Below are 24565 nucleotides of genomic sequence, written 5' to 3'. Positions count from 1 at the left end.
AGATCAGCCTTCCGGCATAAGGAAGGTTGGTCTACTAAAAAGGAGATGATGAGACATGGTTATAGAAAAACGAGGGACGGCTATTGTGATTGCATTGATAGTGTTAACTTGCCATCTATTATTCTCTGCTCAAACCGTTCACGCTGAAGATAGTGAGGGGACCCAGATTGCAGCAACACTGTTTGTGCTTAAGAACGCATCCGAAGTGTCCAATGCCAAAATACACTGGGCACCTGTTAATGGAGCAAACGAATATGAATTATATCGATCCGAGAACAATGAGCCCTTCATTTTATTGCAAACCTTGACGGGAACAACGCTGGATGATTATGACCTTACCATAGGCAGCACATACAGATATCAAGTGAAAGCATATGGCGGAAGCTCCTTGATAACCTCTGCTGTCTCGCCCGAATATGCACCCCACACCCTTCCAGATAACCTCACAACCTTTGATAATACGAACCAATCTACTTTAAACCTCCCGAATGAACTAAAAGTAGGGGATACCTACTACAGATTTAATTTTGTTCAAAAGTCCTCAGGCGGCTTTGGCCAGATGATACAACAGACGTCAACTGACGATATCACTTATGGGAATGACAAGGTGGTACTTTCCTACACGGATCATCCGGACTTGGCGAATTCCAAATTCGAAGGGATTAATGTCTTATACCATGCTCCCACGAACAAATTCGTATTTTGGGCCCATTATGAGAACAGCACAGATTACACACTTGCCAGGGTGTCAGTAGCTTCTGCCACGCCTGGAGAGAACTTCACCTTTCATAAAAGCTTTCGACCAGAAGGGAATGAGTCTCGGGATATCTCCATTTTCAAAGATGACGACGATTCAGCTTATTTGATCTCAACAGCGAATAATAATTCAGATACGATTTTGTACAAGTTGACCTCTGATTGGCTGGATGTGGAAAACCAGGTTTCCGTAATCTATCAGGATCAACATCGGGAACTGCCCAAAGTGATCAAAAAGGATGGCGTTTATTATTTGTTCTCGTCCCAAGCTGCGGGTTGGTACCCGAGTATACCTATGTATTCCTCCGCTTCAAGCATCGATGGAGAGTGGTCTGAATTACGAACGATAGGCAACACGTCAACCTTCTCGGCACAATCGGGTTCTGTCATGCGGGTAAAACCAAACACGGGTAACCAAGTGGTTATGGTTGCTTATCGATGGATGTTCGGCTGGGCTGGCACGGAAAACGGAACAACAGAGGAGCGGCTTCTTCCCGTTTCCTTCTCCAATGGTTACGCATTCTATGACTATTTCGATCAAGTCCTCTACAGTGCGAACGATGATGTCGTAGTCCCTGTCCAGGACGGAAAGCTGCTGTCCCAAGGCAAACCAGCAACAGCGCAAACGGCTACGGGGACGAACCCGGCGAATTATGCGAACGATGGCAACTATCAAACGGAATGGATCGGTACAGGCAGTTCCTGGCCACATTGGTGGAAGGTAGACCTCGGTTCGGTTCAAGAGATTCATAATGTACAAATTTCCTGGTGGATGCAAAAAGGCTCTGAAGGGTTTTACAAATATAAAATTGAGACAAGTACAGACAATGTAAATTGGACTGAAGCATTGGATCGTACCAATAATACCTCTTACGGTTTCACCTCGGATACGTTATCAAGTACGGCGAGATATGTAAGAATCCATATGGTGAATGCTCAGCTCCATAACAACCCGAACAACTGGTATACACCAAGGTTGTGGGAAGTGAAGGTATTTGGAGCAGATGAAGAATAGCAAATACTCCAACCTGAAAAACAAATAGAAGAGAGGGATAACGGTTTGAATAATCATCAATTAACCAATGGCACCATCTGGCGTGATATAAGTGGTCAGCCGATCCATGCCCATGGTGGACATATGTTGTTCCATGATCATTATTATTACTGGTATGGGGAAGACCGCAGAGATGATATTTATGTCAGCTGTTACCGTTCCAGAGATCTGTTCAATTGGGAGTTTCGAAATCATATCCTTACGACTTCCACTCCGGTTGCCCCCATCAGGGTACGAACCAACATGAAATTAATGAATGACAGGGTCGGAAAAGTGAACCTCGAAAGGCCCAAAGTGCTGTTTAATCAGGAAACTAAAAAGTTTGTACTATGGGTCCACTATGAGAACGGAACGAATTATAATGATGCTGCATGTGCCATTGCCACATCCGATTATCCAGATAGCCATTTCATCTATCATGGCAGCTTCAATCCATATGGTTATATGTCGCGTGACTGTACGCTCTTTCAGGATGATGACGGGACTGCCTACTTTATATCAGCTGCCAGAGATAATGCGGATCTTCATATCTATCGTCTGCAGCAGGATTACCTGAATGTCGACAGTCTGATCGGAAAGTTGTGGCAGGGGGAGTATCGGGAGGCGCCGGCGGTTTTCAAGCGGGATGGGAAATACTACATGCTAACCTCTTTTTGTACGGGTTGGGATCCGAATCAAGGGAAGGTAGCAGTGGCGGAGACTATGGATGGACCGTGGGGGATGCTCAGGAATTTCGGTGACGAAACGACATATCACACGCAGCCGTCTTTTGTACTGAAGCGATCCGAACAGGAATATTTGTACTTTGCGGACCGCTGGAATGGAGCAGATTATTTTCAATCAAGCTATGTGGTACTGCCGATTGAATGGGAAGGCGATATGCCGATACTGAATAATTACTCTGCATTAACATTGAATAAGGATACAAATTCAATCTCTTTTGAAAGGTAAATAATAGGGAATCAACGTAAGCGTAGATGGACGGATTAAAGGATGACGGACAGAGGTTGATATCTTCAGGGAACGAAAGTTCAACGTCTGTCCAATAACCAGAATGGGGACGTCACTTCACAGGTTTGAGTTAATTATAATGGCACATCCACCGCATATCGATCACGAAGAATCGATAGATGGTGCAGTTCATGTCCAACCAAAACATAAGCAATGGATCGAGCCGAAGCTGGGTTATCACTAACAATTCCTTTACGCAGCCAAGCTTCCGGCGTGATATGACGGAGCATAAGAAGGGTCGAGCGACGTGCGACCGTATATTCTTCGTTCAGATCGGCTACGGTGTACGCATCAAAGGGATGACTTTGCATAAGGACATCCTGATCGTAACCGGGATGATTTGCTTGGTCGCCTCTGGCGATGCGAAGCAGTCTGCTGCTCATGATACGTTCGTTATCCGTCAGGTGGCCAATGACCTCTTTTACGCTCCATTTGCCTTCAGCATAACGGTAATTCGCTTGCTCCTCAGTCAATGAGGACAGTAAGGTCTTTACGATATTGGATTGCTGCTCCAACCGCTCGATGATATTCCCTTCGGGAACCAGTTTTATGTATCCTTCATAATAAGCTGCATACTCCTCTGTCGTTGGTCTTTCAAGCATGTTAGCGCCTCCTTTGGGATTCATAGCTCTAGATTTAATTGTAATATATGCCCGGAGTGATTCTCAACCTTCTCATGGTGGATTTGGCTGCTTCATGACGTTAATAGTTAAGAGGGTGAATTTTGATTGGAGCAGAAATGCTACAATTGAAATCCTACTTGCAGCATGAAGCATGCCCTTCCGCTTATTGGGCGGAAGGGCATGCTATGTATTGTTCGGAAGCTCGTTTAGAAAGCTTCCGAAAATTCGTTTAAATACATTTTCCAGGTATTCATTTTTTCTTCGTTCTATTCATTCATTGTCTGCAGGAGTAATGGAGACTTTTGGTGCTCCGGTACCCATCTTTAAATTTGGCAGCTCATCGAGCGTAATGACATAATCACTTTGGTAAAGTGTTTTGAGAGTGGCCGGATTGTTGAATGCAGGACTCATCAGATGTTCTCCGTACCAAGGGCAGAAGTAGAGCCATCCCGATTTTTCCTCCATCAGATTCTGTACGCTTGGAACCGTGTCATTCTCCGTCATGGCCACCATTTTTTGGCCATCTGTCAAATTGACCAGCTGATAAAATATCGATGTAATCGCATCTTCATTGGGAACGCCGGACAAACCATCATATCGATTGTAAATCGTATTGTATTTGTCATAGCCGACCAGATCCACCTGGTCGTCGCCAGGATACCAAGCAGGGGATGTGCTATAAACGTAGCTGTTGTAAGTCCAGATCAAGTTGTGCAGATCATAAGTTTCCGTGAGCTCGGTATATAAAAGGTCCCATAGCTGCTTATATACATCCGCGCCAGCCGAAGCCCACCAAAACCAGGCTCCTTCGCCATTTAACCCACCATTACCTTCAGCCTCATGGTAAGGCCGGAAAATCACAGGCACGTCATGATCCTGTAAAATCTGCAGCTGCTCCGCCAAATCCGCAATGGTCAGCATCACGTATTCATATTCTTTCGTTCCAGGAATGACTGCATTCGCCGTATTAAAATTAGTTTCGGTCGGTTTGTAGGTTGCTTCTTTCCAATCAACGAATTCTCCGAGTTGATAGGTGTCGAATTGGCGAGGAACATTGATATGCCATGCAGCTGTAGCAATCCCACCTCGGTTATTAACCCAGTCGATCATGCGATCGGTTGTGCCGTCCTCCCAACCATATAAAGGATTATAATTCATAAAATCGAAACCTCGAATGGCCGGATATTTACCGGAAAGGTCGTGAATCCATTCAAACTCCAATTCGGTATCTCCATTATTACCGCCTCCGTAAATCTCTTGCTGTCCAGAAATAATATGGTTGCCGTAAACTTCTGTCAAATAGTTCATTAAAAGCTGGGTTTCGGGTGTAGCCTCAGGATCGGTGAGAACAGGCTGTACATCCAGAGGATCGAGATCGGCGTGATCTACAGTAAAGGTGTCAAAATAAGCAAAGCCCCAGCCTGCTTTAACTTGGATGGTATTGATCCCTTGATTCAGCTTGTGAAATCCGAAGTCGTAATTCGACCATGCTGTCGAATAGGGCAGCATGTGCGACCCTTTGGTTACGCCGTTAACGGTTAAATATTGAAGTCTTCCATCAGGGCTCAACTCTTGCATGTACTGAGTGGAGATAGCGTACATACCGGTTTCAGGAACAGTAACGTTGAAGGTGATCGTACCGGAATTTTGCATCCAGACAAATCCGCTTCCAGAGAAGCCAGGTTTGGGTTGTCCGTAAATTTCAGTCACGACTTGCAGATCGGACGTCAGCTGAGCATTTTCGCTTTCAATTGTGAATAGAGGAGGATCTGCATGAACAGGCGTGTTCATCCAACCAAACATGAGGACAAATACCAACATTAGTGCGCTTGCCTTTGTGAGCTGATTTTTCATTTCCATCTCCCTTTTCATTGTGAAATAAGATCAAGAATTGTCAATAAAACCAGTCATGGATGCGCTTTCAAAACAAACATAGCACAGGTATCAAATTTTGTAAATATATGTAATAAAACTTAGAGATTTACTGATTCTTTGGTTTTTTTATTTTTTTTTGCAACAGACGTTTGAGAAAAAAATATGTCTTACCAGCAGCCAATGTCTCTTTTTAATTTCTCTTCGTTATTCTTGTTCACATCCGAATCATGTTATCTTCTTTTATACAAACTTGTGGTGGTATAATAGAAGGGCTGCTAAATAATATGGTGTTGATGCATGAAGGCAACTTCATGTCCAACTAATGTTTAATACAATAAAGGAATGATAAGACATGACAGATTCGCTGAGACAAGATATCCGGGATCGATTAGCCCAAAAGGATTACCATTGCGAGAAAGAGTATACGTTATCGATCCTTAGCGGCAAGTGGAAAGTGGTTATTTTATGGCATTTGGGAGTGGAAGGACCTCATCGGTTTAGCGATTTACAAAAGCTCTTTCCTAAAATTTCACATAAAATGTTGACAAGCCAGCTGCGTGAGCTAATTGAGGATGGCATCGTTCATCGAGAAGTCTATCCGGATGTCCCTCCCAAGGTTGAATATTCGATGACAGAAGTAGGAATGAGCATACTGCCCATTGTGGAAATGATGTATACTTGGGGTCTGAATCGGCTAAGTCAGCTTAAGGAAGAAAGCAATTAAATGGATGTGGCAGTTACCGTTTGGTAACCACCGCACCAAAAAGTGCATGCTTTTCATTTAAAGTAAGGGCAGTTAGAATGGAATAGAAGTTGAGAACGATTGTTTTTAACGCTAGGTTTGTAATTCCATTTAACTTATCTAATATTCGAAGGAGCGAACAATAATATGCAGTCCATAGCAGGAAAAGTAGCATTAATTACAGGAGCAGGTCGCGGGATTGGTCGCGCGATTGCCATTGCATTTGCACAAGAGGGCATTCACGTAGGTCTTGTAGGCCGGACACTTGAGAATTTGCAAAAGGTCAAGGAAGAACTTAAACCGTACAATGTGAACGTAGCGATTGCTGCAGCAGATGTGACCGATCTGGATTCCATTACAGCAGCAGTAGAGTCTGTGCGGGGAGAGCTCGGAGCGATCGATATTCTGATCAACAATGCGGGTATCGGCAAATTCGGCGGATTCATGGAGTTAACACCGGAAGAATGGACCAATATTATTGATGTCAATGTGAAAGGTGTATATTACACGACCCGTGCGGTATTGCCAGAAATGATGGAGCGCAACGCAGGCGATATCATTAACATTTCATCTACGGCTGGACAAAAAGGTGCGCCGCTTACGAGCGCGTATACTGCATCCAAGGCAGCTGTGAATGGACTCACCGAGTCTTTGATGCTTGAAGTACGTAAGAAAAACATTCGTGTTACGGCTCTGACTCCTAGCACCGTTGCTACGGATATGGCAGTCGAGCTCAAGTTGACGGACGGCAATCCGGACAAGGTGATGCAGCCTGAAGATCTGGCAGACCTGATCGTGGCACAACTGAAGCTGCACCCACGCGTATTGTTGAAGCATGCGGGTCTATGGTCAACAAATCCGTAAATGGATAGAAACAAAAGTGTATTGTAAAAATTAAATAAGTACCCTAGGAATATACAAAAATAAGTCGCTGCTTAAGCGGCTTATTTTTGTTTTGCATAGTTCCATACTAGTCACACAAGTACACGATAATATTATCTACTGTACAAGGTGTTCCAGTTCAGGCTGCAGTTTATTCCGCAGCATAAACATCATGGCAGCACCAACGAGGAAAGCAACAGCATCCGCAATAACTAGTGACCAGACCACGCCATGGAAGCCGCTCATATAATTGGCGATGAAAAGCACAGGAATCAATGTAACTCCTTGAATAATGGACATAACAAATGCGGCGGTTCCTTGGGCAGTTGCCTGGAAAATGCCTGTGAACAGCGTCGTCATTCCTGAGATGAACAGGGACAGAAATGTCACATGCAGAATATAGCTTCCCATTTCAATGAGCTGCGGATCATTCGTGAATAGTCCGATTAAATGATCGGAGATCAGATAAACGATGATGCCGAACCCGGCGGCTAGAACGAGAATGCTTTTAATCGTAAATCCAATGGTTTGTTTCATACGCAGCCTGTTCGCCGTAAACGTAAAAGCAATCAGTGGCACAACTCCTTCACATAATCCCATCAAAATGAATTCAGGAAACTGCAGCAAACGTGATGCAATCCCGTAACCCGCTACAGCCTGATCCCCATAGTCGGCAAGAAAATGGTTCAAGAAAAGTGACATGGCCCCCAGGAAGATACTCATGATAAAGACAGGAACACCAATTTTGAATACATTGCTCAGGATGTCTTTGCTTGCCTTAAACCATTTGGCAGAAATGGTGAGTAAACGGCTTTTATTCCCCATATGAAAGGCGTAGAATGCACTCGCAACCAGGTTGGAGATCACGGTAGCAGAGGCAACACCAATAACACCCCAGTGAAAGACGTAGATGACTACCGCATCAAGTATGATGTTTACGACCACACTGAGGATCATGCCGACCATCGACGTGATGGCCGATCCTTCGGAACGTACGATATTTTCCAGTGTGAAAAACAGGATTACAAATGGCGAGCCAATCAGCATAACGGTGACATACTCTTTTGTGAATCCAAATGATTCTGTTGTTGCACCAAGACCATGAACGATGGGATCGATCAATGGAAGACCGATGGCCATGACCAGCAAACCGAGAGCTAAACTGCTGTAGAACGCAAAGGAAGACACATGTTTTACGTCATCATATTTCTGCTCGCCCAGCAAACGGGAAATAAAGGTACCGCTGCCTATGCCAATCAAGTTACCTAACGCCATGATGGCGGCAAACAAAGGCAAAGTTAGCGCAAGAGCGGTTAACATCGCAGTATTGCCCAGCGTACCGAGGAAATAGGCGTTCAAGATGGAGTATATGACGTTCATTGACGTGCCGAGCATCATCGGGATGGCAAAGTGAGCTACGGCTTTGGTGATTGGAGCCTTTTCAAAATAATGGAGGTTTTCTGCATCCATGTGGGTCACTACCTTCTTCATGTAATTTAGTATTGCTGACAATCTAACAGTGTTAGTTTGTGCCTTACAGTGTAAGATGATATCATGAGCGTATGAACCTGTAAAGTAAAACTTACACTGTTAGATAAAGGGCGGATATTAATGAAAAAACAACAGCCACAAATCTCGGAAGATAAAATATTGGAAGCATCGTGGGGACTTCTGGGAGAAGAGGGCATCGAGAAATTCAGCATGAGACGATTAGCCGATCGTCTGGGGATTCAGGCGCCTTCTATTTATTGGTATTTCAAGAGCAAGCAGAATCTCTATCAACGACTGGCTAACCAGATATCGAAAATCATTTTGGAGGAATTCAATTCGGAGGGGAATTGGAAAGAGCAGTTGGAGGAACTAGCCATAACCATTCGAAGCGTGTTGAGTCGTTATCCCTGCTCGACGCAGCTCATGATGATGACGCTGCCCCATGAACCTGACATGATCCGATTCACCAACCGTATGTTGCTTTGCGTAGAATCGACACCACTTGAGCAAGAGCAGAAATTGCAAGCCGTTATAACGCTTACAAACTATGTGTTCTATTTCGTTTTGGATGATTATCAACATCAGCGTAATATCGCCGTGATGCTGGAGGATGAGGGAGTGGCTCCGGGCGGGCAGATGAACGAACTCCTGGACTCCATGACAGAGGCAGAAGCAGGACTTTTCCGAGGAATGTACAAAAGTGGACTTTTTGAGGTAATGGGGACTGATCAGGCTTTTGAATTTGGTTTAAAGCTGATTTTGATGGGGATTGAGCAGGTTATTAAGGAGTATGAGGAGTAAATCAATATTCACTGCTCATCTGGGGATGAAGTTGCCCCGGCAGACCTTACGATGATGGGCATAACGTGCAACGAAATAGAGACAATGTATATAGAGAAGTAATTGCCAAGGTAAATTCCCTTGTTGGATTGTAAACTGAAAAGCTGATGCGGGTGACAAGACCGTATCAGCTTTTTTATGTTGAACGCCCATAATGCGACTCTTTAATGAGTGTCCGCAACCAATCGTTAACAGTAGTATCCCATTTCAAACTTACTGTTTAATGTCCTTTTCGTGGACAAATTTCTTCAATATCGAAAAATCCTCTGTCACCTTTTTAAAAGGTAATGTTTCCAGCACCTCTTCCCGGTAATTCTTCCTGGCTGCTTCGCTAAGGCGAGAGTCAAGGATGCTGAGCACGCCAAGGTCCGTTTCGCTGCGAATCAATCGTCCTGTTCCTTGCCGTAACCGAAGAAGCATGTCCGGTACAAAGACGTCCATGAACGAATTGTCGGATACAGTGGCCTTATACGCATAGATGGGATCGGACGGAACAGGGAAGGGCAGACGAAAAACAATGACTTGCGACAGGTCAGGACCCTCAATATTTACACCTTCCCAGAAAACGCCTGTACTAAGCAAGACACCTTTACTTCGGCGGAATTCTGCGATTACCCCATCTTGGGAAGATCCCTCTTTCTGAACATGTACCGACCATGGATATTTACCCTTATCTGAGATCAGCTTCTGATGAATATACTTCATGTCTTCCTTGGCAGAAAAAAGGACCAAAGTTCTACCTTGGGTTAGATTACAGAGTTGAATCATTTCGTGGTAGGCTGCTTCAAGATACAGCTCGCGATGATCGTAATGATAGGTTGGAACCTTGTTCGAGATGTACATCATGGCATGGTTTGTGTAATCAAATGGAGAGGGTTTGCGGTCCATATAATCGCCCCTGTAACCAAGCGATTGTGTTAAATAAGAATATTGTTCCTCCAGCGTTTCTCCGCCTTGACACATCGTGGCCGACGTGAGAATCACAGACGTTTTGCCGTTAAATAACGTATGTTTCAGAAACTGGCTTATATCTTTGGGACAGATGCTGATTGTGGTTGCCCGAAGTGTTCTACTTGCCCAACTAAGATGATTATCATTTGTGTTAGCCAAAACATCCATGAGAGAGATAAGCCCGTTCATCGCTTCATAAACTTCGTCAATCTCGCGCTCGTTGCGTGAGGTCAGAACCGATAAGCGAAGACTAAGGTCCTTCAAATGTTGGGAGACTTGGCGAAATGGTATGCCTTGCATCTCAGCAATCTTGATACGGTCACTATCCTGTTTGGCCTCTCGGAGCAGGTCAGCCTCGATTTGTTTGAAAATATGCTGAGTACATCTTTTGATGAATTTGGATCGGGAAAGGAGAGTTTTGTCCATAGACTGCTTCATGAGCAATTGTACCGTGTTGTCCAGTGTACGGCAGATGCCTCTTAACGTGAACTCGAGCGTTCTTGCGTCTCTAACTTTGGCCTCCAGATTATGGGCTTCATCAATGATGATTAGAGCCGGTCTTTCTGTAATAATGCCCCTTGTTCCTTCTTTTTTCTTCATCAGATCCCGGATGAGCAGATCCTGATTCACAATAATAAAATCAATCTCGCTTGGCCTAGCATTAATTTTGGCACGCATTTCGTAAAACAAGCATCCATTTTTATGATGACAACGTTCGAATTGGCAATCATTTACGGACACGTTAGACCATTCAGTATCACTAATTCCACCTTGGATGTCCGCTCTTTCATCAATTTCATAATTAATTACTCCCTGAGCAAGGGTGGACAAGGGGGAATTTGGATCATCTGGCTCGAACAACTCCGCAGCCCTGTTTCGGCAAGCATACTGGCCCATGCCTTTACCTACGACAGAGCGAACTGTAGTGAAGCCGAGCCGGCTGCCGATGACGCGAAGATCCTTATGTATCTGTTCCGAAAGCTGAATGGAGGATGTGGCGATAATAATGGGCTGTTGTGATACCTGATTAATGAGCAGACTGGGGATGAGATAACCAAAGGACTTGCCGATACCCACGCCAGCTTCAATCATGGCATTTCGCCCGTTAACATAGGCATCCGTGATATCGAGAGACATATCCTGCTGCCCGATCCGCTCGCGAAGACCCATTCGGGGGAAACGGTCATACACCCGAAAGATGCCTTCAACAAGTGAGCGTTCGAGCTCCTTTTTCGGTTTGCGTTTCTGTGATTTAGAGAGTTCATTTAACCAGTTCAAGACAATCACCTCACTTCCTAATGTAAAATCTTCCTCTTCGGCTATTTTTAGTGAAACCCTAATTATCTTAGATGCGTCATTTTCAGTCAAGTGTATGTAAGCGATGATCAAGTCCAAGGCTATAAAACGCAACTAAACGGATATCAATAGCGTCTATTTATCTTACATAGAACAGCAACAGGAGTGAAACAAATGCAGCGAAAAATGATAGGCATATTCGGCGCCGTTCTCGGCTCCATGCTCATATGGGCGGGAAATGCAGCCGCGGAAGAGCGTTTTAGCGATCTACAGTATTCCAAGTGGGCAGCAGATGGTATTGAGTACATGGCGAAGCGGGGAACCGTCGCAGGGTATGGAGATGGGAAATTTAAACCCGCAGGGCTTGTCACAAGAGCACAGGCTGTCACCTTTCTGGTACGGGAGCTATATCCTGAACAGCTAGAGAAGCCCGCTGAAGGTACGACTTACTCAGATGTTCTAGAGACACACGCCTTTACTAAAGAAATTGCGATCGCTTCTAAAAATGGACTGGCCAGCGGATTCCCGGATGGCTCCTTCCGTCCAGATGCACCGCTTAGCCGCGCTGAAACTGCAGCTTTCTTAACACGCGCATATTCTCTATCGGAAGGCAAGCAAACCGCCAATTGGTCCGATACGGAAAGCCATTGGGCAGCAGCGCCCATTCTCGTCATGAGCTCCAATGGTTTGGTCGGCGGATATTCAGATGGCACCTACCGTCCGAATCAAACGGTCACGCGAGCAGAATATGCCGTATTTATGTCACGATTGATTCAGTTCGAACGCCAGGCAGCCATTCAGGCTCAGGATTGGGACAAGCTGATTTCTTATATGACCGTGAGTGAGCAGGTCGGTCAGATGCTTATGCCTGACATTCGGCAGTGGAACGGTAAAGTGACAACGACAGTCAATGAAGGATTGAAAAGCAGTATCCATAATCAGGATCTGGGTGGCTTAATCCTTTTTGATAAAAATATTGTGGACACTCAGCAGATCACAACATTCACGCACAATCTGCAAAAGGAAGCAGGGGACATTCCAATGTTTCTTGGCATTGACCAGGAGGGCGGCGTGATTAAGCGAATCCCTGGCGGTACCAATTTACCGGGTCAAATGGCTCTAGGTGCAACCGGAGATTCAGCCCTGGCTGAAGCGGCCGGACAGCTGACGGGCGAAGAGCTGAAAGCACTGGGACTGAATATCAACTTTGCCCCAGTGCTCGATATTAACAGCAATCCGGACAACCCGATCATCGGAATGCGATCATTCAGTTCAGATGCAGATTTGGTCACCAGACTTGGTCTCGCAACGATAACAGGGCTGCGGCAATCTGGCGTCCTTGCGGCAGTTAAGCATTTTCCAGGACACGGGGACACGATGGTGGATTCCCATCTCGGATTGCCGGTCCTGACGCATAACCGCGAGCGGCTCGATTCGGTGGAGCTGAAACCTTTTCAGGCAGCAATCGAAAACGGGGTGGAGATGATCATGACTGCTCACATTGCTTTTCCTGCCATAGACAACGAACAGGTCACTTCGCTTAAAGATGGACAACGGGTGCCTGTTCCTGCCACGTTATCCAAAAAGGTATTGAATGGTCTGCTTCGGGAAGAGCTTGGATATGAGGGGATCATTATTTCAGATGCGTTCACCATGGATGGGATAGCGGAGCATTTTGGTGAAGATCAGGCGGTAGAACGGGCGGTCAATGCCGGTGTGGATATCATCCTAATGCCGCAGAATTCTGCCGCTGCTCACCAAACACTCGTGAATGCAGTGAAGAACGGAACGATTCCGATTGATACCATTCATGCATCCGTTGAGCGCATTTTGGAACTAAAAGCGAAGTATGGCTTGTTTGAACGCAGTGAAAGCCTTACGTCTAAGCTGGCCGAGCTTAACCAAGTTATCGGTTCAGAGGGACATCGCGAGGTGGAGCGGGAAATTGCAGAGCGCGCAGTCACCCTGTTGGCCAGCCGTGACGGTAAACGCCCGGATTCATTGCAACAAGGAGATCGGATCGTCATTGTTGCATCGGAAGAAGAGCAAGCCAAACAGCTTGAGACACAGTTGAAGCAGGCATCAAATAACCTGTCGATAAAGACCGACATTGCCCTAATTGGACAAAAACAAACGAAAGAGACGGTTGCCAAAGCCGATTATGTCATCCTGGCTTCCTACCAGTTCCGTAACGTGGCCAGTCAGTTTGGATGGACTGCTTATCAAGCCTTAATTAATGAGATGAACACTCGAAATCAACGCTATACGCTGTTGTCGCTCGGCAACCCTTATGAAACGATATATCTGAAGAACATTCGCTCAGGACTTGCTGTTTATGGCAAACAGGAGCCCAATACTGAAGCCGGAATCAACGTGCTGCTTGGTCATCAAGAAGCTACCGGCAAGTTGCCAGTAAAAACGAATTAAAGCATATTGATAATAATCAAAAAAATAAACAAAAGACGGATTCCACCATACGGAGTCCGTCTTTTGTTTTTGATCTTTGAATTCACCAGTGGAAAAGATTAATTGATATTTTTGTAATAAACCAAATGGTCCGTCCATTCATCATATTCGTGTATGAAGCCTTTGCGTATACATTCAAATTCCATACCTACGCGCTCAGCAAGTTTTACTGAAGGGATATTATCCAAGTTAATATGGGCTTCTATACGGTGAAATTTCAAATGTTCAAATGCCATATTAAGGGCTTCTTTTACTGCTTCTTTGCCGTATCCTTGCCTCCAATATTGATTATGGATTGTATAGCCGAAGCTTGCCCATTGAAAATTAGCTCTGGCTAAGGTTGCAATATCAATCGTACCCAGATGTGTACCATCTTCCTTTCTAAACACCCCAAATACATAGACCGCATCTGTGCATGCTAGCTCTTGACGTCGATCTACCAGATGATGGAACCAATCCCGTGTACATTCAGTCATGTCCACTTTCCCTTGATCATGACGGTATTGGGAGGGGAAGCGGTTTTCGAATTCATTCAACCAATTGATATAATCGTCTTTCTGTAAAGGTCTGATGATTAATCGCTCTGTCTCTGACCTATAATCAAATTTCTCCATAGTCAATTTTAACGTGACATCTCCTTTAAATTGATTGCTGCTTCCATGAACGTACGTTTTTGTTTTTAGTATCAAGTTTATATGCCATGGTCATCACACCTTTCAGACTTAACCAGATCAAGCAAGGCCAGTTTATCACAGGTTGGATCTGTTGAGAACAAGGATGCAAGGATAATCGTTAACGGAAGATATGAAGGGCTATTCACGCTGAAAACATGAAGAAGGTCTAAGAAGAAAAGTTGATTCCATAACTGTTTTATCGTGTTTGGATAATAATGACATTGACATCTGTGGCGTTTTCCAAAATAATAGAACGTAATTGAATACTGGTACCTTTAATTCAGTCCAGAGAGGCTGGCAAGGGCAGCGGATTTTTATAATCACGCATGAAACAGGGCATATTCCGTTCAGGGATGCTCTGCGTCTTCGCGCGGGTTATGATGCAAAAAAGAGGCTACTTGTCAGTTATGACCTGACGAGTAGCCTCTTTTTTCTGCTTTTTGGTATCAGGACACTTTAAGTTGGGGGTATTCTGATGAGCAAACAAGATCAAGAATTTTCATGGCAGGCAGTGCCAAAAACGCAGAGAAATCATTTTTGGAAGACGTTGTCCGTTATGCTGGGGTTCACGTTCTTCTCAGCAAGCATGCTGGCAGGAGGGACGCTTGGTGTCAGCTTAACCTTTATGGAGTTCATTGGTATCGTGCTTGCGGGTAATTTGGTGCTCGGGATCTATACAGGAGCACTGGCACATATCGCGGCGAAGACAGGCTTGTCCACACATTTGCTGGCCAAATATGCATTCGGTGAGAAAGGGTCGTATCTGCCTTCGTTCCTGCTCGGATTCACGCAGGTTGGATGGTTCGGTGTTGGCGTAGCGATGTTCGCGATTCCTGTTGCCAAAGCGATGGATTGGAATGTGTACCTGCTAATCTTTGTGTTTGGTCTCGCCATGACGGCATCTGCAATCTACGGTATGAAGTCACTTGTTATTTTGGGTTATATCGCGGTTCCGGCCATTGCCATTCTCGGGAGTTACTCCATGTTCGAAGGTGCAGACACGCTGGGTGGCCTGCAAGGATTGTTTGATTACACGCCGGCACAGTCGCTCACTGCAGCAGCAGCACTAACCATTTGTATCGGATCATTTATCAGCGGGGGTACGTTAACGCCAGATTTTGCCCGGTTCTCCCGTACGTCACGCCAGGCAGTTACCGCAACCGTCATTGCATTCTTCCTGGGTAACTCGCTCATGTTCCTGTTCGGTGCAGTCGGCGCCATGGCCTATAACCTGGCAGATATTTCGGAAGTCATGTTCCTGCAAGGCTTGATCATTCCTGCAATCATCGTTCTGGGATTGAATATCTGGACAACGAACGACAATGCTCTATATGCTTCGGGACTTGGTTTTGCCAACATCACTAAAATTTCGAAGAAATTCTTCGTTATCGTTAACGGCATCGTGGGTACCATCTTTGCGATGTGGATGTACAACAACTTCGTTGGTTTCCTGAACGTACTCGGCGCAGCCGTACCGTCCATTGGGGCCATTATCATTGCAGATTACTTCTTCGTGAAGCGCAGAAATTATAAACCGTTTGCCGAGATGACGTTCAAAACGGTAAACTGGATAGCGATGGCGGCTTGGGCGATCGGTGTGGCTTTCGCTCAACTTGCACCCGGAGTAACGCCGTTGAATGCACTTCTTGGTACAGCAGTAGCCTACATTGTACTTATGCTGATCCTATCTGCGAAAGAATCCAAAGAAAAGGGGAAAATAAATGATTATACAGAACGCGAAATTGCGGGGTAAAGAAGGTCTATGGAATATCGTCGTAAAAGACGGGAAGTTCGAACAAATCACGCAGGAGCCAGCTGCTGCTGCGAATGAGGAAGTCGTCGATGTGGGCGGTTCGCTTGTACTGCCACCGTTCATCGAGCCTCATATTCATCTGGATACAACGTTAACGGCAGGTGAGCCGGAATGGAATTTGAGCGGTACGTTGTTCGAAGGCATTCAGCGGTGGTCCGAACGCAAAGCATTTCTGACGCATGAAGATGTTAAAACTCGTTCCAAAACGGCGCTGAAATGGCAAATGGCGCAGGGCATCCAGCATGTGCGGACACATGTGGACGTAACAGATCCAAGCTTGACGGCAGTTAAAGCGATGCTTGAAGTAAAAGAAGAGATGGCGCCTTACATTGACATCCAGCTTGTTGCTTTCCCGCAGGAAGGTATTCATTCCTATCCGAACGGTGTGGAGCTGCTTGAAGAATCGCTGAAAATGGGCGTTGACGTTGTGGGAGGCATTCCGCACTTCGAATTCACGAGAGAATACGGCGTCGATTCCATGAAGGTTGCATTTGACCTTGCTGAGAAATATGACCGTCTAATCGACATTCACTGTGATGAAATAGACGATGAGCAATCCCGTTTTGTAGAAGTCGTTGCCAAGGAAGCCTATGAACGTGGACTGGGTTCCCGTACGACTGCGAGTCATACGACGGCGATGGGGTCATACAATGATGCATATACGTACAAGCTGTTCAGATTGCTGAAAATGGCGGACCTGAACTTCGTCTCCAATCCGCTGGTTAACATCCACCTGCAGGGACGCTTCGACACGTATCCGAAAAGAAGAGGTCTGACTCGTGTCAAAGAGCTGCAGGAAGCAGATCTGAACGTGTGCTTCGGTCACGATGACATCTTCGATCCATGGTATCCACTCGGTACAGGTAACATGCTTCAAGTGCTGCATATGGGTATCCATGCTTCGCAGCTGCTTGGTTACGATCAAATCGTGAATTCCATTGACCTGATTACCAAAAACAGCGCAAGAACGCTCCACATCGAGGATGTGTACGGTATTGAAGAAGGCAAGCCGGCCAACTTCATCGTTCTGGAAGCAGAGAATGAATATGAAGCCATCCGTAAACAAGCCGGTGTGCTCTACTCGTACAGAGGCGGCCGCAAAATCGCGGAAACGAAACCACGGGATACATCGATCATTCTTGAAGGCGGTTTGGAGAAGGTAACATTTAATAAATAAGCAATGAGAATGAAATGAAATAGGCACATTATACATTAAGCATTCCCCAGGCATTAATCATAAAAATCCCCTCGGGGTGACAGGATCAATCAGAAATCACATCTAATCGTGAGTTCTTCCTGCCACACATGAGAGGATTTTTTTTACTGCTATTAAAGAGTCAAATTGCCTCAAGATAAGACTAGAACATTACAGCTTTTTGTAATCTCGCAACGCCTTCCTGTATTTGTGCATCCGACAAATGGGCAAATGATAAATAAATACCAACCTTTATGCCATCCGATGTTGAGCTGCTGACTTCCGAGTAGTGCACCCCTTCCGATCTGGCGGATGACCGAAAGGCTTCATAAGCTGAGGTTGTACCTCGCCACCAGCCGAACACGTGCAGACCCGCTTCATTTTCCACCCAATCAAACCATGTAGAGAGCTGCTGATTCAATAATTTGAGTAGCATATGGAACTTGCGGCTGTACAGACGATTCATCCTGCGCAGATGGCGCTCATACTGACCGCTTGTCATAAATGCGGCGAGCGCCCGCTGTTCAATTAGATTGACAGGTCTTGGCTCATATAAAGCCTGGGCCTTTCGAAAGGTGTCTGCCAAGGTGGGAGGGAGGACCACATAACCCAGCCGGACTTCAAAAGGCAATGTTTTGGTGAAGCTTCCAAGGTAAATGACGCGTCCTTCTTTATCGAGTGTTTTCAGAGGTTCAACATGCATTCCGCGGTATCGGAACTCACTGTCGTAATCATCCTCGACAATCATGGCATCCCGGCGATGTGCCCAGTCCAGCAGGGTTTGTCTGCGTTCAAGACTAAGCATTTCACCTGTTGGAAATTGCCTTGACGGCGTGACAAACAACATACGTGCATCCCAGTTTTGGGGAACCAGTCCCTGACCATCGAGACTCGCTTCAATCAACTTGGCGCCTGCAGCCATAATGGCTTGAGAAATCCCGACATAACAAGGGCTTTCCGTCACAACATGGTCGCCAGGGTCTGCGAGCAACTGAGTGAGCAGCGCTATAGCCTGCATGGAACCTGCAGTAACGGCGATATGATCCGCATCTACATGAATCCCCCGCATTCTCCGCAGGTAGGCAGCAATGGCTTCTCTTAATTTCGGGTCTCCTGTTGAGCTAACAGAGGCAGAAGCATGAATAACGTTCTCCTCACGATGCCGTATCTCTGCATACAATCGATTATTCCATTCATCGTAAGGGAACTTGGAAAGATCGGGCTGATATTTGCTGAAGTCGATCACTTCGCTGTTCTCTTTGCTGTGATCACGAGCTTGTGCCGTTTGTTGGGCAGTCTGCTGCTCAAGCTGCTGGATACGGTTTCCCCAAGCTGACAAGTGATGAGTACAGGATTTTACCTGGTAATCCTCATTGCTTAAATCCGCTTGATAAGCAACAAAGGTACCTCTGCCGTGCTCTGACTGAAGGTAACCTTGGGCAGTTAACGTATCATAGACCTGGTTCACGGTTCCCCGGGAAATGTGATATGACGCTGCTAACTCCCTTGTGGAAGGTAACTTTTCGCCGTATACGAGGTTACCATCATGAATAGCGTCACGAACCGCATGATAGAGAGCCTTCATTTTGGTATATTGTCGGTTCAAATATGAACTGTACGCTAGATGAAATTGCATAGATCCTCCAATGGTTGTATAAAGTGGTTCAACACATTCAAAGTGGTACAATAAAATCCGGTGATATTGGATCTTTTTATGTATCCATTCTCATTTTATACTAATTCATAGTTTAAGGGGAAACAATAGTGGCATCGAAAAATAGATCATTTACTTTGTTGAAATAAGATGTCCTTTTTGAAATGAATCAAAAGTTAAACTGGGAGGATTACAATCATGCAAACAGGTACAGATCGTGTTAAAAGAGGAATGGCTGAAATGCAAAAAGGTGGCGTCATCATGGACGTCATGAATGCGGAACAGGCTAAAATTGCGGAAGCGGCTGGGGCAACAGCTGTTATGGCTCTTGAGCGGGTACCTTCTGATATTCGCGCAGCCGGCGGTGTAGCTCGCATGGCAGATCCAACGATCGTTGAAGAGGTTATGAAAGTGGTATCCATTCCGGTGATGGCCAAAGCGCGTATCGGTCATTACATCGAAGCCAAAGTGCTTGAATCCCTGGGCGTGGACTATCTCGATGAGAGTGAAGTATTGACACCTGCAGACGAAGTATTCCATATTGATAAACATGAGTTCACTGTACCATTTGTATGTGGAGCCAAAGATCTGGGAGAGGCTCTTCGCCGCATTGGTGAAGGCGCATCGATGATTCGTACCAAAGGTGAGCCGGGAACAGGCAATATTGTTGAAGCGGTTCGTCATATGCGTCTGATTAACAGCCAAATCCGCAAAGCCCAAAACATGTCCAAGGACGAGTTGTATGCTGAAGCGAAAAACCTGGGTGTATCTTATGAGCTTCTGCTCGAAGTACATGAGAATGGCAAGCTTCCAGTTGTTAACTTTGCTGCAGGTGGGGTAGCTACTCCGGCAGATGCAGCACTTATGATGCATTTGGGCGCAGACGGCGTATTCGTTGGATCCGGTATTTTCAAATCGGATAGCCCTGAGAAGTTCGCTCGTGCCATTGTTGAAGCGACAACACATTACACGGATTACAAACTGATTGCTGAAGTGTCCAAAAACCTGGGTGCACCAATGAAAGGGATCGAGATTTCCAAATTGTCTGCGGATGAGCGCATGTCCGATCGCGGTTGGTAAGAAATAAGGGACTTCGATATGAAGTAGGTAGTCTGAATAGTTAGGAAAAAAGGCCGATCAATGGAGTATAATTGATCGGCTTTTTTGTTATTCTTAAAGAACAATGTAGGGTGGCTCCAAAAAAGACAGACAATGAATGTAACGGACGTGAAACTGACCTGCACATTGATATCTTCAAAATGCTGTGTCTATAATAAGCGGTATGAAGGAAGGTGCAGACCATTCGCTATCTATATGAGTTTATTCAACATCACGACGATCTGCCGATGAAACTCTTCGTGAACTCAGTAAAACATATCGATTTCCATTGGCATAAGGAAGTGGAGGTTGTCTATGTTCTCCATGGCTCAATCAACATGTATCTGGACCAGCAGCAGTATACATTGCATGAAGATGATCTGATTGTGGTAAACAGCATGTCCGTGCACAAGATGGAACGAACCAATCAGGACAACGTGTTATTAACATTGCAGTTTGGTCCGGAGTTGATGAACGATAATGCGTTTATCTCCTGTAACTCTGCCTTGAACGTAGAGCAGGACGTTCCCCGGCTGCATAGCATCAAACAACATCTTGCGCAGATGGTGTGGGAGATCAACAAAAAAACGCCGGGGTATCAAAATTTCACCATGGGCAGATTACAGATGTTATGCGGCTTCCTGCAGAGGTATTTTTCAAACGGAATGAATCCGACGTTGGAAGAAGGAAGTAAGGATTATGACTATAAAAGGCTGAACAGGGTCCTCACATATATTGATATTCACTATAATGAGAAGATTACGCTGCAGGATATGGCACATTCCGAGCATTTAAGCTTGCATTATTTTTCCCACTTCTTTACGGACAAGATCGGGATACCTTTCCAAAAGTATCTGACCCTCATTCGCCTGGAGAAAGCTCAGGCCCAGCTGGCAGCAAATGATAAAAAAATATCCGAAATCGCACTGGATTGCGGATTCGCCAACATCAAGCTGTTTAACAAATACTTCAAGGAAAAGTACGGCTGCACGCCCGGTTCCTACCGTGAAGCTTCGCGTACACCGGAGCCCCATGAGTTGAATGTGAACCGCAAACCCAAAACGTATGAGGAATCTTCTAGCGGAGATTATTACGAGATGGAAACGCTGAACGCAATTGGCTCGCTGTATCGATATCTGGATCCCAAGGGCAACGCGAATCAGGAGATGCTGCCTGTATCGTCTGCGCATCTGTCAGACCAAACCAGCATTGAGGTTCGTGCGGATCAGACGTCGTTCGTCTACGAAAAGCACTGGAATATCACCATGACGGCGGGGAGAGCCATCGAAGGTTTGCGTGAAGATTGGCGGAATCAGCTGTCTGCTTTGAAAGGCAAAGTCCCTTTTCAGTACATTCGATTTCACGGCATATTTAATGATGAGATGATGGTGTACAGTGAAACGGAGCAAGGCGCTCCTGTCTATAACTGGTCTTATGTGGACAAGTTGTATGATTTCCTGCTGGCTCAGGGAGTTCGGCCATTCGTGGAATTAAGCTTTATGCCGAGCCAGCTGGCGAGATCCAAGGAAACGTTGTTTTGGTGGAGGGGGAATATTAGTCCGCCATCCGACCCTGCCAAGTGGCAGGCACTTGTTCGCGAATTCATCAGGCACTGTTTGAATCGTTATGGGGCGGAAGAAGTGAAGAAGTGGTACTTCGAAGTATGGAACGAGCCTGACCTGGCTGGCGTTTGTTGGGCAGGAAGCAAGGAAGAATATTTCGCTTTTTACGAATTGACCGCCCATGCTATCAAAACGGTATTGCCCGATCTGAAAGTGGGGGGCCCAGCGATGGGTTATGGATCTCTTTGGAACGACACCTGGGCTGAGGAGTTTCTGTCATACTGCAGGAAGCATGAAGTTGCTCTCGACTTTTTCTCGTTCCATATCTATTCGGAGTATCCCAAGCTAAAAGTTGAAGAGGATCGATTAACTCAAATCATGCCGCCATCTTTTTATAAGGAAAGTATTGATCTTCTTCGGCAGAAAATGAAGGCGTCTTCGTACGATCATGTTGAACTCCATGTCACCGAGTGGAATTTTTCGCTGTATGACCGTAACTTGCTGCACGATACCATGTTCATGGCTCCGTTCGTCATTTATCACACCATGAATACACTCGGTGATGTGAAAGCCATGGCTTTTTGGTCTTTTACCGATGTATTCGAAGAAAGTATCGTTCCTACTTCTCCTTTCTATGGAGGCTTTGGCCTGATCAATCGCGATGGTCTGAAGAAACCTAGCTATTATGCATTTGAGCTTATGCAGAAGCTGGGTGATGAGCTGCTAATCAAGGGAGACGGTTATGTCGGAACGCGAAAAAGTGACGGAAGCATGCAATTTCTGTTCTATCATTATGTGCATGTAGATCAGCTGTTTGCGAGTGGAGATTGGTCCGAATTATCCTGTTCAACCCGTTATGACGTATTTGAGGAGAAGGGCAGCAAAGCTTTTGAACTTACGCTTAACAAGCTCCCAGGACCTTATAAATGCACCAGTTATCAACTCGATCGGGATCATGGCTCCGTATTTGATGAGTGGACACGCATGGGATCGCCATACGCCTTAACGGAAGAAGAGATCTCTTATCTAAACAACAGAAGCGGACCCTTCATGAGGACAGAGATCATTAGAGATGAGTGTTGGCGTAGAGAGATTTTGCTCCCGCCACATGGCGTGGTGCTGCTCATTTTAAATAGACAATATTAAAAAAAGTATCCTTAAGGCATCCTTTCGGTAATGGAGGGATGTTTTTTGTTGTTTATTTCTTGTACAGGCAGGCAAGCTAGAACGTAGGACTAGAAATGGACAAAAAACGAACCATCAAGTGGCAAGTTCCAACAAGAAAGCGTTCACACGAATCGATATACTATGGTTGTAGCAGCTAAGAGGAAGACAGGGGGAGTTTGGATGAAGCGGTTCATGAAATGGATGACAGATTCGTTTGCGCCAAGATTGGAGGCGTTTACGAATAATATTTGGGTTTCTTCGATTCAAGAAGCCATTATGGTCGCCATTCCGATGATTTTCATCGGTTCGATTATTACATTGATTTCAATTTTGCAGGACTTTATTCCGGGAATGCCGGACCTGACACCGATCACGACGTTCAGTTTCGGTTTGCTTGGGTTGTTTATTGCTTTCCTGACGCCTTATGTGGTGATGGAAAAAAAGGAGCGGCACAAAATCAAACTGCTGGCGGGAATGACGGGGGTATCCCTGTTCGCTATGCTGCTTAATCCGACAATAAACGAAGATGGTACCATTCAGTTCATCCTTGAACGATTTGGACCTTCGGGAATGATCACAGCACTCTTGGTGGGAGTATTCGTTGCGCTTGTGATGATCCTGTGCAACAAATTTTCGTTCTTCAAAAAGGGGTCCTCACTTCCCGAATTCATTATGGACTGGTTCGACTTTCTCGTACCGATCGCTCTGGTATTAACCACAGGATGGGTTCTCGTATATCAGCTTCATTTTGATATTTTTGGACTGATTGTAAACATATTTGAGCCGATCAATGCTGTGGGACAAAGTTTAACCGGATTTTTATTATTTAATTTTATCGGCGTAGTCCTCTATTCCTTCGGCGTGAGCCCATGGGTGATGACACCGATCTGGTACGCAATCTGGATACCTGCAATTGAACAGAATGCTTCTCTTGTTGCAGCTGGACAAGATCCGGTCAATATCAACACATTTGAAACCTTCTTCTCTGGATGGCTTGGTATTGGGGGGATGGGAGCGACCTTGCCGTTAGTGGTCTGGTTCCTGATGGCACGATCGAAAAAACTGAAATCTGTCGGCAAAGCGACCATCATTCCGTCCTTGTTCAACATCAATGAACCTGTCGTGTACGGAGCACCGATTGCCTTTAATCCGCTGCTTATGGTGCCCATGTGGATCAACGCGCTTATCACTCCGGTGATTGTGTACTTGGCTCTCGACTGGGGTTGGGTGCGGATCCCGAGCCAGATCTTCCAGCTATGGTACACGCCGATCGGCTTGTCCACCTACATTATGTCTGGATTTAATGGTCTTATTTTGCTGGCGGTGGTCCTGCTGATTGTATTTGTGGTATGGTTTCCGTTTTTCAAACTGTATGATGCACAGGAACTGAAGAAAGAACAGAAACAAAATTAAAT

17 protein-coding genes are annotated in these 24565 nt (G+C 45.5%); 11 read left to right on the top strand and 6 right to left on the bottom strand.

The annotated features are described in order from the left end of the window. Positions 1 to 55 precede the first annotated feature (55 nt). Positions 56 to 1771, top strand: coding sequence for a discoidin domain-containing protein (locus MHB82_RS18175; protein WP_341175529.1), 1716 nt, complete (start codon positions 56 to 58; stop codon positions 1769 to 1771). Between the two features lie 45 nt (positions 1772 to 1816). Next, positions 1817 to 2761 (top strand): family 43 glycosylhydrolase, encoded by a 945-nt coding sequence (locus MHB82_RS18170; protein ID WP_341175528.1) that lies wholly within the window; start codon positions 1817 to 1819, stop codon positions 2759 to 2761. Positions 2762 to 2895: 134 nt separating this feature from the next. Here MHB82_RS18170 and MHB82_RS18165 read toward each other — a convergent pair whose 3' ends face one another. Both MHB82_RS18165 and MHB82_RS18160 read right to left on the bottom strand, forming a co-directional pair. Continuing rightward, complete coding sequence (locus MHB82_RS18165; protein WP_341175527.1) at positions 2896 to 3423, bottom strand: DinB family protein; 528 nt, start codon at positions 3421 to 3423, stop codon at positions 2896 to 2898. A 291-nt stretch (positions 3424 to 3714) separates the two neighbouring features. After that, a complete protein-coding gene (locus MHB82_RS18160) occupies positions 3715 to 5298 on the bottom strand; it encodes a glycosyl hydrolase (protein WP_341175526.1) in 1584 nt (527 codons plus the stop codon). Positions 5299 to 5671: 373 nt separating this feature from the next. Between MHB82_RS18160 and MHB82_RS18155 the strand changes: the two genes are divergently transcribed. Continuing rightward, positions 5672 to 6043, top strand: coding sequence for a winged helix-turn-helix transcriptional regulator (locus MHB82_RS18155; protein WP_110823182.1), 372 nt, complete (start codon positions 5672 to 5674; stop codon positions 6041 to 6043). A 165-nt stretch (positions 6044 to 6208) separates the two neighbouring features. Continuing rightward, on the top strand, positions 6209 to 6925 hold the full coding sequence (locus MHB82_RS18150) for a 3-ketoacyl-ACP reductase (RefSeq protein ID WP_336781924.1): 717 nt from the start codon (positions 6209 to 6211) through the stop codon (positions 6923 to 6925). A 135-nt stretch (positions 6926 to 7060) separates the two neighbouring features. Here the strand turns inward: MHB82_RS18150 and MHB82_RS18145 are convergent, their stop codons facing one another. After that, a complete protein-coding gene (locus MHB82_RS18145; protein WP_341175525.1) occupies positions 7061 to 8413 on the bottom strand; it encodes an MATE family efflux transporter in 1353 nt (450 codons plus the stop codon). A gap of 141 nt (positions 8414 to 8554) precedes the next feature. Between MHB82_RS18145 and MHB82_RS18140 the strand changes: the two genes are divergently transcribed. Continuing rightward, positions 8555 to 9235 (top strand): TetR/AcrR family transcriptional regulator, encoded by a 681-nt coding sequence (locus tag MHB82_RS18140; protein WP_110823178.1) that lies wholly within the window; start codon positions 8555 to 8557, stop codon positions 9233 to 9235. A gap of 252 nt (positions 9236 to 9487) precedes the next feature. On the opposite strand, the gene MHB82_RS18135 is transcribed toward MHB82_RS18140, so the two are convergent. Then, the gene (locus MHB82_RS18135; RefSeq protein ID WP_341175524.1) at positions 9488 to 11503 is read right to left on the bottom strand and encodes an ATP-dependent DNA helicase; all 2016 of its coding nucleotides are present in this window, start codon (positions 11501 to 11503) and stop codon (positions 9488 to 9490) included. A gap of 192 nt (positions 11504 to 11695) precedes the next feature. Between MHB82_RS18135 and MHB82_RS18130 the strand changes: the two genes are divergently transcribed. Continuing rightward, the gene (locus MHB82_RS18130) at positions 11696 to 13948 is read left to right on the top strand and encodes a glycoside hydrolase family 3 N-terminal domain-containing protein (RefSeq protein ID WP_341175523.1); all 2253 of its coding nucleotides are present in this window, start codon (positions 11696 to 11698) and stop codon (positions 13946 to 13948) included. Between the two features lie 98 nt (positions 13949 to 14046). On the opposite strand, the gene MHB82_RS18125 is transcribed toward MHB82_RS18130, so the two are convergent. Next, a complete protein-coding gene (locus MHB82_RS18125) occupies positions 14047 to 14601 on the bottom strand; it encodes a GNAT family N-acetyltransferase (protein WP_341175522.1) in 555 nt (184 codons plus the stop codon). Between the two features lie 535 nt (positions 14602 to 15136). On the opposite strand from MHB82_RS18125, the gene codB reads away from it, so the two are divergent. Continuing rightward, the gene (gene codB, locus MHB82_RS18120; RefSeq protein WP_095357454.1) at positions 15137 to 16414 is read left to right on the top strand and encodes a cytosine permease; all 1278 of its coding nucleotides are present in this window, start codon (positions 15137 to 15139) and stop codon (positions 16412 to 16414) included. After that, on the top strand, positions 16383 to 17651 hold the full coding sequence (locus MHB82_RS18115; protein WP_341175521.1) for a cytosine deaminase: 1269 nt from the start codon (positions 16383 to 16385) through the stop codon (positions 17649 to 17651). Before codB ends, MHB82_RS18115 begins: the two co-directional genes overlap by 32 nt. Before the next feature lie 181 nt (positions 17652 to 17832). On the opposite strand, the gene pdxR is transcribed toward MHB82_RS18115, so the two are convergent. Further along, positions 17833 to 19275, bottom strand: coding sequence for a MocR-like pyridoxine biosynthesis transcription factor PdxR (gene pdxR, locus MHB82_RS18110; RefSeq protein ID WP_341175520.1), 1443 nt, complete (start codon positions 19273 to 19275; stop codon positions 17833 to 17835). A gap of 243 nt (positions 19276 to 19518) precedes the next feature. Between pdxR and pdxS the strand changes: the two genes are divergently transcribed. The 3 genes from pdxS (at position 19519) to MHB82_RS18095 (ending at position 24563) form a co-directional block, all read left to right on the top strand. Next, the gene (pdxS, locus tag MHB82_RS18105; protein ID WP_212676968.1) at positions 19519 to 20403 is read left to right on the top strand and encodes a pyridoxal 5'-phosphate synthase lyase subunit PdxS; all 885 of its coding nucleotides are present in this window, start codon (positions 19519 to 19521) and stop codon (positions 20401 to 20403) included. A 278-nt stretch (positions 20404 to 20681) separates the two neighbouring features. Next, positions 20682 to 23129 carry a GH39 family glycosyl hydrolase gene (locus tag MHB82_RS18100; protein ID WP_341175519.1) on the top strand — a complete coding sequence of 816 codons (2448 nt, stop codon included), beginning with the start codon at positions 20682 to 20684 and terminating at the stop codon, positions 23127 to 23129. 201 nt (positions 23130 to 23330) lie between these two features. Next, positions 23331 to 24563: a PTS sugar transporter subunit IIC gene (locus MHB82_RS18095; protein WP_341175518.1), complete on the top strand. Its 1233-nt coding sequence runs from the start codon at positions 23331 to 23333 to the stop codon at positions 24561 to 24563. Positions 24564 to 24565: the final 2 nt, after the last annotated feature.

Origin of the sequence: Paenibacillus sp. FSL K6-2862 (assembly GCF_038005125.1) — a bacterium.
Taxonomy (GTDB): Bacteria; Bacillota; Bacilli; order Paenibacillales; family Paenibacillaceae; genus Paenibacillus; species Paenibacillus illinoisensis_A.
The sequence above is the reverse complement of the archived record's forward strand: the minus strand, read 5'-3'. Positions and strand labels throughout refer to the sequence as shown.